The following is a 9,817-nucleotide window of genomic DNA, read 5'->3' on the forward strand; positions in this document are numbered from 1 at the left end:
GCAGCAACGGGAGCCAGAAGGCCCAGAGCTGCAGGCGCCAGAAGAAGCTTCTGGAACAGTTTCATTGGTCCTCACACCAAATCGAGGAGAAGGGCATAAGGCCCCCGGTGATGATGCGGAACCGACCCCCTAGCCAGAACCATCGGGTGTGCCACAACCTGCAATGACTAGTAACAAGCGATACAAGGCAGGGGTGTTTTCGTATACGAGTGCACTCTTTTTGTGGTGGCGCGCCTTGCCGTTTTTGCCGCTACTGGTCAGCGTTGCGCCCCGCAGCTACCTGGCCCATGACGAGGGCTACTACGCCCTCCAGGCCCGCTGGATCCAAGAGAGCGGCCAGTGGCTCGCGCCCCTCTGGTGGGATCAACCGCTGTTTGATCGCACGGTCGGTGTGCAGTGGCTGATCGCCAGCAGCCAGCAGCTCTTCGGTGCCAGTAGCTGGGCCGCGCACCTGCCCTCGCTGCTGGCGGCAGCCCTGGCTCTGGCCTTCACCGCCGGCCTAGCCCATCGCCTGCTGGGCCCAGGACTGGGCTGGCTCAGTGCCGCCGTCCTGGCGCTCACACCACTTTTTATTAATTACGCCCACCTGGCCAGCCAGGACATGCCCCTGCTGGCGCTTGAGCTGCTGGGGGTCCTGGCGTTGCTGCGAACAGACGAACGGTCCCGCGGCTGGAGCTTCGCCGCGGGTGCCTGGCTGGGACCAGCCTTTTTGATCAAGGGCTTCATGGTCGCCCTACCGGTGCTGGCCCTGCTGCCCTTCCTGCTGTTGCGGCGGCGTGTCCTACTGCGCTCGGGGGCCTTCTGGTCCGGACTCTTGCTGGGCTGGCTGCCCGTCGGGCTCTGGCTGGGCCTGAGCCTGCAGCACTACGGGGCTGGCGTCGTCGGGGGACTGCTGGACAAGCTGCTGTTCCTCTCGGAAAGCGACGTCTACAGCGCCGGCCCCCTCTATTACTTCTGGAACATCCCAGCCAACTGCGCGCCCTGGAGCCTGGTGGCCATCGCTGGGCTGGTCTGGGGCCTGAGGCGCTGGCGCTCAGAGCAGGGCCTACTGCTACTGGTCTATCCGCTCGGCCTGCTGCTGCTGCTGAGTTGCTTCCGCACCAAGACGCCCTACTACGGCCTGCAGCTCACGCCCTTTCTCGCGATCTGGGCCGCGAGCGGCCTGCGGCTGTTCGCGCAATCCGGCATCGCCCGGCCGCGGGCCATCGCCTGGAGCATCGCTGGCCTCGGGGTGTTGCTCTGCCTGGCCGGAGCGCTGGTGCTACTCCCCGGAAACCTGCTCCCACTCGAGATCCCGCCCCTGGCGCCCGCACTGCTGGGTCTGGCGGCCCTGGCCCTGGGCCTGAGCTGGGCGCTACTGCCCCAGCAACGGACCCAGAAACGCGTCCTGGCCGCCGTATTGATCGGCCCCTGGCTGGCCCTGAGCCTGCTGGTGCAGGGGGGCCTGTTCAGCGATCGCTCTCCAGGTCTGCGCCAGGCCCTCAGCGATGGCGCGATCCAACCGCTGCTGGCCGCAGAACCGGTGGCCGTCATCAGCGGCAGCCCCCTGAGCGGCCAGGCCCATGCCCAACTAATCCTGCTGGCCCTGGGGACTCCGCAGTTGGGAGCAAAGGTGGAGAGCGCGGCGGCACTGAAGCCAGACAGCTTGGCCTGGATTGAGACAGCGGCCCTGCAGGATTCCACCAATCGCGAGCTGATCCCCCTGACCTCGGGCGATGATCTGGCCCCATGGACCTTGGTACGCAGCCCCAGCGGCAACTGAACCGGCGCGATGGCCTGCTGCTGCTGGCCCTTTGGCTGCTCTGCTTACTGCTGGACGGCCTTTGGATTCAGCAGCACCAGGCCCCGCCGGCCTGGGACCAAGGCGATCACCTCAGCCGCGCCCTCGGGGTCTGGCAGGTCCTAAGCCAGCCGGCCCCCTGGAGCGGCGACTGGTGGCACAGACTCTGGGCCGAGGCCCCCAGCTACCGGGGCCCGCTGACCTACGTGCTCAGTGCACCCGTTCTGCAGCTGCTCGGCCCGAGCTTCAGCAGTGCCATGGCCTCCGGCGCCGTATTCAACGGGATCCTGCTGCTGAGCTGCTACGGCCAAGGCCGGCAACTCAACAGCCGCCGCGCGGGGCTCTGGGCCGCCCTGTTTGTGGCGACAGCCCCGGCCCTGCTGAATCAACGCACCGACTACCTGATCGACCTGAGCCTGACGGCGGTCATGACCGGCAGCTGGTGGATCCTGAGCCAGCGGCGCTGGTTTGCAGCCGGCCGTCGCTGGCTCTGGACCGTCCTCAGCGGAATCGGACTGGGGCTGGTGGCCCTGACCCGGCCGACGGGCTTGGTGCTGCTCTGGCTCCCCCTGCTGCTGCTCCTGATCGGGGGCCTGGGCGCGGCGCGGCGCGGCCAATGGCGGCCTTTGCTGCAGGGCGCCACGGCCAGCGTCATCGCCTGGCTCATGGTCTGGCCCTGGTTCAGCCAGAACTGGCTGACGATCCTGAGCACGATCAACAAAGCGCGCCAGTGGGGGGTCGCCTACCAGGACGGCCTGGAGGCCAACAGCCTGGAGGGTTGGTTCTACTACTTGAAATTGCTGCCGGCGATGCTGGGCAGCAGCCTGACGGCCCTGGTGCTGGTGGGCGGAGTCATCGCGCTGGTGGAGCGCAGACCGCTACTCAACCCAGACAAGACCTGGCTGATCTGGTGGCTGAGCTTTCCCCTGGGGGGACTGCTGATCTGCATCCTGATGACCAGCAAGGACTTCCGCTTCGTCCTGCCCCTGCTGCCGCAGCTGGCCATTGCCTTGGCCCTGATCGTCGCCAGCGTCGAGCGCCGCTGGGCACCCCTTTGGCAGGGGGCGCTGGTGCTGGTCGCGCTGCTGGGGGCGCTCTGGAGCCAATTCGGCTGGGGGCCCAAGCTCAGCAGCTTTCCGCCCCATCGCCCGAACCCCCAGGGGGGCTGGCCCATCGAAGCGATCGTGGCCAGCGTTCGCAGCACCAGCCCCAACCAGCTCTCAACCCTGGCGGTGCTCCCAGACAGTGAAGGGCTCAACGCCTTCAACCTCGAAGCCGAGGGACGGCGCCAGCAGTTCCGCCTGGCCGCCCGCCAGACCGTGGCCCCCAAGGAGCGGCTGGAGGAAGAACTCAGCAACTTCGACTGGTTCCTCCGCAAAGGCGGGGACCAGGGGGTGATGAGCGATGAGCGGCAGGCTCGCCAAAGCGAACTGCTGCAGAACTCAGCGCACTTCGTGCAGGTGGGCAGCTGGCCCCTGCCCGATGGCAGCCAAGCGCAACTGATACGCCGCAAACGGCTGAGCGTGCGCACCGCAGCGATCACCTGCCCGGCCCAGCTCAGCGGCTCGATCACAGCCATTCCAGGCGGCCTGGACATCCGGGTCTCAGGCCCCAGCGCCACCCTGCAGGGATCCAAGCTGCTGCTGACCCTCCGCCAGGGCGAGCAACGACTCGAAGCCGACCAGGCCCTGGGCCAAGGCCTGCTGCGGTTGCCGAAGGGATGCCTCGAGGTTCAGCAACAGCTGTCCCTGAGTGACGGGGCCCGCGGCGATGGGGCCTGGAACGCTGAGCTGCAACTGCTGAGAACCAATGGCCAGAGGCAGGCCATCCAGCTGCCGGCCGATCGAGCGGTGCTGCTGCAACCCGGGCAGGGCGATCCCGGTGAACGCACGGCCAACCGCGTCGCCCTACTGCGTCAGCTGGGGGGACAACTGCGCCGCGGTGAACTGGACAGCCTCTTCTCCAAGGTCGGACAGCTCAACCAAAGCGACCCGGAGCAGGTCTATCTGAGCGACGCCGAGGCGATCCTGCGTGCCCGGCTTGCGGAGGATCCCAAGGATCTCAATGACCTCTACAGCCTGGCCCTAGCCCAAGCCCTACAACGCCACGCCGGCGATGCGGCGCAGACCTTGACCCAGATCAAGGCCCTGGATCCCTCCAATCCGAATGCACTGCTGGGGCTTGGAGTCGTGGAGCTTTATCGCTTTCGGCCCGCCCAAGCGCAGGTGGCGCTGGATCAAGCAGCGAAGATGAGCCCCAACAACTCCACCCTGCGCACCCTGCGCATCGTGGCCAGTGCCCTGCGCCTGGATCTGCCCCAGACCCTCCACCTGCTTCGTTCATGACCGCCCCGAGCCAGCAGATCCACTTCCGCCAGCGCAACCGCACCTATTACGCCGACCTGGAGCGTCTGCACCAACTGCTGGTGCCAACGGGCCTGCGGGTGCTGGAGGTGGGCTGCGGCAGCGGCGATCTGCTGGCCCATCTACAACCGGCCCATGGGGTGGGCATCGAGCTGGATCCAGATGTCGCCGCTGTTGCCCGCGAGCGGCACCCGGAGCTGCGGATCCTGGCGGCCAACGCCGAGACGATGACCCCGGCGTCCATCGGCGAAACCCAGCCGTTCGATGTGATCCTGCTGCCGAACACTCTGAACACGCTGCAGGACGTCCAAGGGGTGCTGGAGCGGCTTGAGGCCTTCTGCCACCCGCGCACACGCCTGGTGGTGAGTTTCCACAATTGGCTCTGGCAACCGCTGCTGAAGGCCGCCGAGCGCCTGGGGCAACGGCAACCGCAACCGCCTGAGAGCTGGCTGACTCCCAACGACGTCCGCAACCTGCTTGATCTTGCGAGCTGGGAGGTGCTGAAAGAGGGCCAGCGCTGCCTGATCCCCCGCCAGATTCCGCTACTCACCCCCTTAGCCAACCGTTGGCTGAGCCAACTGCCGCTGATCGACAACCTGGGGCTGACCCATTGGATGGTGGCCCGGCCCGCCCGTCAGCAGCGCCAGAACCCCAGCGTCAGCGTGGTCATCCCGGCCCGCAACGAAGCAGGGAACATCGCACCGGCGATTGAGCGGTTGCCGGAACTGGGCCGCTTCACCGAGGTGATCTTTGTCGAGGGGCATTCCTCTGACAACACCTGGGAGGAGATCGAGCGGGTCTGCGCGACCTATCAGGGGCCCATGCGCCTGAAGAAATTCCGCCAGACCGGCAAGGGCAAAGCCGATGCGGTCTGGCTGGGCTTTGATCAGGCCGAGGGGGATGTGCTGATGATCCTCGATGCCGATCTGACCGTCAGGCCGGAGGATCTGCCGCGCTTCGCCCAAGCCATGGCCGATGGCCGCGGGGAGTTCGTCAACGGCTGCCGCCTGGTCTACCCCCGCAGCTGGGAGGCGATGCCCCCGCTGAACACGGCAGCCAACCGTTTTTTTGCCGCCGCCTTCTCCTGGTTGCTGCGTCAACGGCTCAAGGACACCCTCTGCGGCACGAAGGTGATCTGGAAGGACGACTACGAACGGCTCAAGGCCGGTCGCAGTTACTTCGGTGACTTCGACCCCTTTGGAGACTTTGACCTGCTGTTTGGCGCCAGCAAGTTGAACCTGAAGATCGTGGAGGTCCCGGTTCGCTACCAAGAGCGCAGCTACGGCAGCTCGAACATCGCCCACGTCAAAGAGGGCCTGATCCTGGGCCAGATGTGTCTCTATGCCGCCCGCAAGTTGCGGTTCATTCCCTGATGCGGCGCCGTTGGCTCTTCGGGCTGGTCGCAGCCCTGGCGATTTACCTCGGGCTGACCACGGCCTTTGGAATCCAGGAGGTCAGCGCGACCCTGGGCCAACTGCACTGGCGCTGGTGGATCCTGGCGCCCGCCATCTGCCTGGGTAGCCATCTGGTGCTGATCGGGCGCTGGTCCTATTACCTGCGGCAACTGGGCTTTCCCCTGCCCCTGAAACCCGCCGCCAAGATCTACGCCGCCGGCTTGGCCTTGATTGCAGCCCCCGGCCGCAGCGGCGAGGCGGTGCGCGGCCTCTGGCTGCAGCGGCGCCACGGCTTCCCGCTGACCGTGGGTGTGGGCATCACCCTGGCCGAGCGCCTGGCGGATCTCGCCAGTGCGCTACTGGTCCTCAGCTGGGGCCTCGGGGAGCAGGTCTGGATTGCCATGCTGATTGGCCTGACGGTCCTCGGAGTCGGTGGCTGGGTACTGACCCACCCGCGGGTCCTGCGCCGCCTGGAGCATTGGCTCGAGAGCCTGCCCCTGCATCAACGCTGGAACGGCCTGATTCGGCTTCTTCGGGAAGCACTGCTGGCCATGGGCCGGATGCGCCAGTTGATGAAACCCAAGCCCCTGATCGCCGGCACCCTGCTGGCCTGCGTCTGCTGGATGATTGAGGCGGGCCTGCTGGTGGCGCTGTATCACGCCCTCGGCGTTGAGCTGAGCCTGCACCAAACCGCCGTGATCCGAACCGCGACGGGTCTTGGCGGAGTGATCTCGCTGCTGCCGGCTGGTTTGGGCACCAGTGAAGCCACCTCGATTGGCCTGGCCATGCTCTACGGAGCTGATCGCTCCCAGGCCCTGGCGGTGACGCTCCTGCTTCGTCTCTGCACCCTCGCCATCCCCTGCCTAGTCGGAGTCCTGGCGTTGATGCGCCAACCGGATCTCAGCCGAGCCGCGGAATCACGCTGAGGGCTTCGACAGCCGGCGCTGTTCAACCACCAGTACTACGCAGGCCACCAACAGCATCAGCAGGGAGGCGTGGAAATAGTTGTGGGGCAGGAACTTGCGGACATCACCCGTTGCCGGCCGCACGGCGGCAGCCATGGCCAGCAGGCCGATCGCAAGCAGCTCAGGCCGAGTAGCGGGACCAGATTCCAGCGGGAGCGGTTCGCACTGGGCCGCCGTCACCACCATCGCCAACAGCAACAGGATCACGCCATAGCGAAGCCAGTCGTGGGTGATCAAGACAAACGGCAAGGCCACGGGAACCCAGGAGAGCCAGACGCGACACGCGACCGGGCGCTCAGTGGCTCGGCGCTCGGCCATCGCGGTCAGCACAGCAATCCCATAAACCACGACCGCTCCCAGGGAGCGGGAGACGCGCGCAAAGGTGTCGCGAGGGGAATCGGATAAGTAGCGGCTGAACTCCTGCTTCACGTTGAAGCTGAAGCTCACAGAGGCCGCCAAGCCGCCGCCGTCTTGGTAACGCAGCTCTTCGCCAGTCAAAGGATTGATAGCCACCAAGGCCTCACGGGCGGCCTGACCCACCAGGGGGGCATCCGGTTGCTGGAAGACCAGCAGTAACCCGACTGCCAGCACCGGCGGTAACCAGCGCCAGGGCGTAGCCCGCATCAACCAAAAGCCGACCGGCAAGAGCAACAGGGCGCAGCCCTCGTAGATCAAGGACGCCAACGCAAAACTGACCACAACAGCCCCATCTCGAGCCGGGCTTTTGGCTGGCGTCAGCAGCACGCCAGCCACCAACAGCACAGAGAGTTGCAGCGGATCCAAGGCGGTCTCCGCCAACGCCTTACCAAAGGGAGCTAGCAGCAGCAGGACGCTGATCAACAGCGGAGGCCAACCGGAGCGGGCCAAGAGCCTGCGCACAAGGGCATACATCAACAAGGCCAGCGCCATTAGCAGCAGCAAGGCGAAGGCATTGAGCCATATCAGGTCCAACCCCGACGGGAAGAGGTGACGCAGCACCTCACCGCTGAATCCACGCTTGGTGAAGCCGCCGGCGTAGTTCTTCAGCAGCTGGTTCACCCAGTACTGATCGATGCAGAAGGTCAGGGATTCGCCCGGACGCCAGCACTGACTCCCGAGGGCACCCGCTCGAAAGAACTGGACCAGCGCCACCAGCAGCACCACAACCGAGCCGGGCCAATCCAACGATTGCCGTCTGCTCTGCATCAGCGGGGCACCCCAAGAGGCACCAGTCAAAACGATGCCCCCGATTCCTCGAAAGGAACCGGGGGCTCTCGCCGGGTCCGCTCTGACGCGGAACCGTTTGATCTAGGAACGAGGCGCCGAAATCAGCCGGCGTTCTCCGCGATCAGCAGACCCTGCTTCTTACAACTGTGGGACACGGGCACCTCCTCCTGTGGGGGTTGTTGTTAGCCGGCAATGCATCCGGCAACGCTTCCGCCCGAAGGGTTCTGCGCCGCCACATCACTGCTAACGGATCTCCCAAATCCTATCGAGGCTGACCCAAGAACGGCGTTGCGGATGCGACAACACCGCCCGCCCTGGCTAGAGAACCAGCAGCACAGCAGCTGCGAATGCGTCGTCGCGCCTTACTCCAGCTCGGACTGATGGGGGCCGCCTTTGGGGGCACGGCAATGGAGCTGCTCAAGCAAGCCCAGGCCCAAGCCAAGAGCAGTTGGAGCCGATTCATCGGCCAGGCCACCTTCCAGGTGCCCACCAATCCAGCCACCACCGTTCTGAAAATCACAACAGCACCCATCACCGTGCTGGGGCGACAAGTGGAGCGGGGCTGCATTCGACAGGTCACTGGGGAACGGGGTTACACCACCAGCCGGGAGGCCGGCGTCAACCTGGAGCTGGTGAACCGACTTCCGGTTCCCACCACCATTCATTGGCATGGTCTGATCCTTCCCAATCCCATGGATGGGGTGCCCTATGTCACCCAACCCCCCATCCCGCCGGGGGAGCGCCAACGCATCCATTACCCGCTCCAGCAGGACGGCACCTTCTGGATGCATTCCCACTACGGCTTGCAAACCCAGAGCTTTGTCGCTGAGCCCTTCGTGATCCTCAGCGAGGAACAGGAGCAATGGGCGGACCAAACCGTCACGGTCACCCTGAGGGATTTCAGCTTCACACCGGCCAACACCATCCTCAGCAACATCGTCTCCGGCAAGCGGGGCGGCGACACCGCCATGGCCCGCTCGCTCCAAACCTTTGATTGGCAGCAGCCTCGGCCCCTGCTTACGCAGCAATGGGATGCAGCAGCCGAGCGGTTCAGCTGGCAGCGCAAACCGGGGCGCTTGATGCTGCCGGATGTGGTTTATGACGCCCTGCTGGCCAACGAGCGCAGCCTGGACGCACCCCAGGTGATCGAGGCACGACCCGGGGAGACCGTGGCCATTCGCTGGATCGCCGCCAGCGCCTTCATGAACTTCTTCCTGGACCTCGGCGAGCTGGAGGGAGAACTACTACGCACCGACGCCAACCCGGTGGAGCCGATCCGAGGTTCGGTCTTCCAGCTGGCCATCGCCCAACGGCTCACCCTGCGGGTCCGCCTGCCGGAGACGCCGGGGGTGTTCCCGCTGCTGGCCTGCGGAGAGCAGAGCAACCTGCGCTGCGGAGTCGTCCTACGTACAGCCCCCGGGCAGGCGATCCCGAACCTGGCCCCACAAACCCAGCAGTGGACTGGACGGCTGGACTTCACCCAGGACAAGCAACTCAGGGCACAGCAACCCCTCCCCAAGAAACCGGCGGACAACACCATTCCAGTGGCGCTCATCGGCCCCGCCCCTCAGTACCGCTGGGGCCTCAACGACCGCTTTTATCCCTACCGCGATCCCTACTGGGTCGAGGAGGGACAACGGGTGGAGATGGTCTTCAGCAACGAAACCCCGATGGGCCATCCGATGCACCTGCATGGCCATGAATTCCAGGTGATCGAAATCAACGGGCAGCCGTTCTCTGGCCCGATGCGCGACACCGTGCTGGTGCCCAAGGGCGGCCGCTGCCGCATTGCCTTTGATGCCGTCCACCCAGGCCTCTGGGCCTTCCACTGCCACATCAGCTATCACCACATGCGCGGCATGTTCAACGTGCTGGCCTATCGCTCAGCCGATCTGGGTTGGTGGGACCCCAGCGGCTTTGTCCATGAACAGCTGACCTTCGATTAGGGCAATAAAAAAGCGCCCCATTTGGGGCGCTAGGTGTCCACGCCAGGCGTGGGATGTCAGTCCATCTGGATCAGAGGGCGTTGCCGCGGGGCAGAACCTCTTCAGGGAAGACGAAGTTTTCGTGCGGTTGGTCCGCGGGGGCCATCCAGGCGCGCAGGCCTTC

Annotated in this window: 6 protein-coding genes; 5 read left to right on the plus strand and 1 reads right to left on the minus strand. The window is 65.5% G+C overall.

Annotated features, from left to right (window positions below; translation table 11 throughout):
- Nucleotides 1–193: 193 nt before the first annotated feature.
- From ACXIQ9_RS12540 to ACXIQ9_RS12555, 4 genes are read left to right on the plus strand one after another with little or no spacing between them, the layout of a single operon-like run.
- Complete coding sequence (locus ACXIQ9_RS12540; protein WP_459016848.1) at nt 194–1,762, plus strand: ArnT family glycosyltransferase; 1,569 nt, start codon at nt 194–196, stop codon at nt 1,760–1,762.
- Nucleotides 1,729–4,125, plus strand: a complete 2,397-nt coding sequence (locus tag ACXIQ9_RS12545) for a hypothetical protein (RefSeq protein WP_459016849.1) — start codon at nt 1,729–1,731, stop codon at nt 4,123–4,125. Before ACXIQ9_RS12540 ends, ACXIQ9_RS12545 begins: the two co-directional genes overlap by 34 nt.
- Nucleotides 4,122–5,516 carry a glycosyltransferase gene (locus tag ACXIQ9_RS12550; RefSeq protein WP_459016850.1) on the plus strand — a complete coding sequence of 465 codons (1,395 nt, stop codon included), beginning with the start codon at nt 4,122–4,124 and terminating at the stop codon, nt 5,514–5,516. Before ACXIQ9_RS12545 ends, ACXIQ9_RS12550 begins: the two co-directional genes overlap by 4 nt.
- The gene (locus ACXIQ9_RS12555; RefSeq protein WP_459016851.1) at nt 5,516–6,463 is read left to right on the plus strand and encodes a lysylphosphatidylglycerol synthase transmembrane domain-containing protein; all 948 of its coding nucleotides are present in this window, start codon (nt 5,516–5,518) and stop codon (nt 6,461–6,463) included. The genes ACXIQ9_RS12550 and ACXIQ9_RS12555 overlap by 1 nt, the downstream gene beginning before the upstream one ends.
- On the opposite strand, the gene ACXIQ9_RS12560 is transcribed toward ACXIQ9_RS12555, so the two are convergent.
- Nucleotides 6,455–7,687: a hypothetical protein gene (locus ACXIQ9_RS12560; protein ID WP_459016852.1), complete on the minus strand. Its 1,233-nt coding sequence runs from the start codon at nt 7,685–7,687 to the stop codon at nt 6,455–6,457. The genes ACXIQ9_RS12555 and ACXIQ9_RS12560 overlap by 9 nt on opposite strands.
- A gap of 368 nt (nt 7,688–8,055) precedes the next feature.
- On the opposite strand from ACXIQ9_RS12560, the gene ACXIQ9_RS12565 reads away from it, so the two are divergent.
- Nucleotides 8,056–9,654: a multicopper oxidase family protein gene (locus ACXIQ9_RS12565; protein WP_459016853.1), complete on the plus strand. Its 1,599-nt coding sequence runs from the start codon at nt 8,056–8,058 to the stop codon at nt 9,652–9,654.
- Nucleotides 9,655–9,817: the final 163 nt, after the last annotated feature.

The organism is Synechococcus sp. LTW-G, from assembly GCF_054459035.1.

What these genes read in the sequence shown, in the direction of transcription:
- ACXIQ9_RS12560 (WP_459016852.1), bottom strand. Translation starts at nt 7,687, where the DNA reads ATGCAGAGCAGACGGCAATCGTTGGATTGGCCCGGCTCGGTTGTGGTG.
- ACXIQ9_RS12545 (WP_459016849.1), top strand. Translation starts at nt 1,729, where the DNA reads ATGGACCTTGGTACGCAGCCCCAGCGGCAACTGAACCGGCGCGATGGC.
- ACXIQ9_RS12565 (WP_459016853.1), top strand. Translation starts at nt 8,056, where the DNA reads ATGCGTCGTCGCGCCTTACTCCAGCTCGGACTGATGGGGGCCGCCTTT.
- ACXIQ9_RS12550 (WP_459016850.1), top strand. Translation starts at nt 4,122, where the DNA reads ATGACCGCCCCGAGCCAGCAGATCCACTTCCGCCAGCGCAACCGCACC.
- ACXIQ9_RS12555 (WP_459016851.1), top strand. Translation starts at nt 5,516, where the DNA reads ATGCGGCGCCGTTGGCTCTTCGGGCTGGTCGCAGCCCTGGCGATTTAC.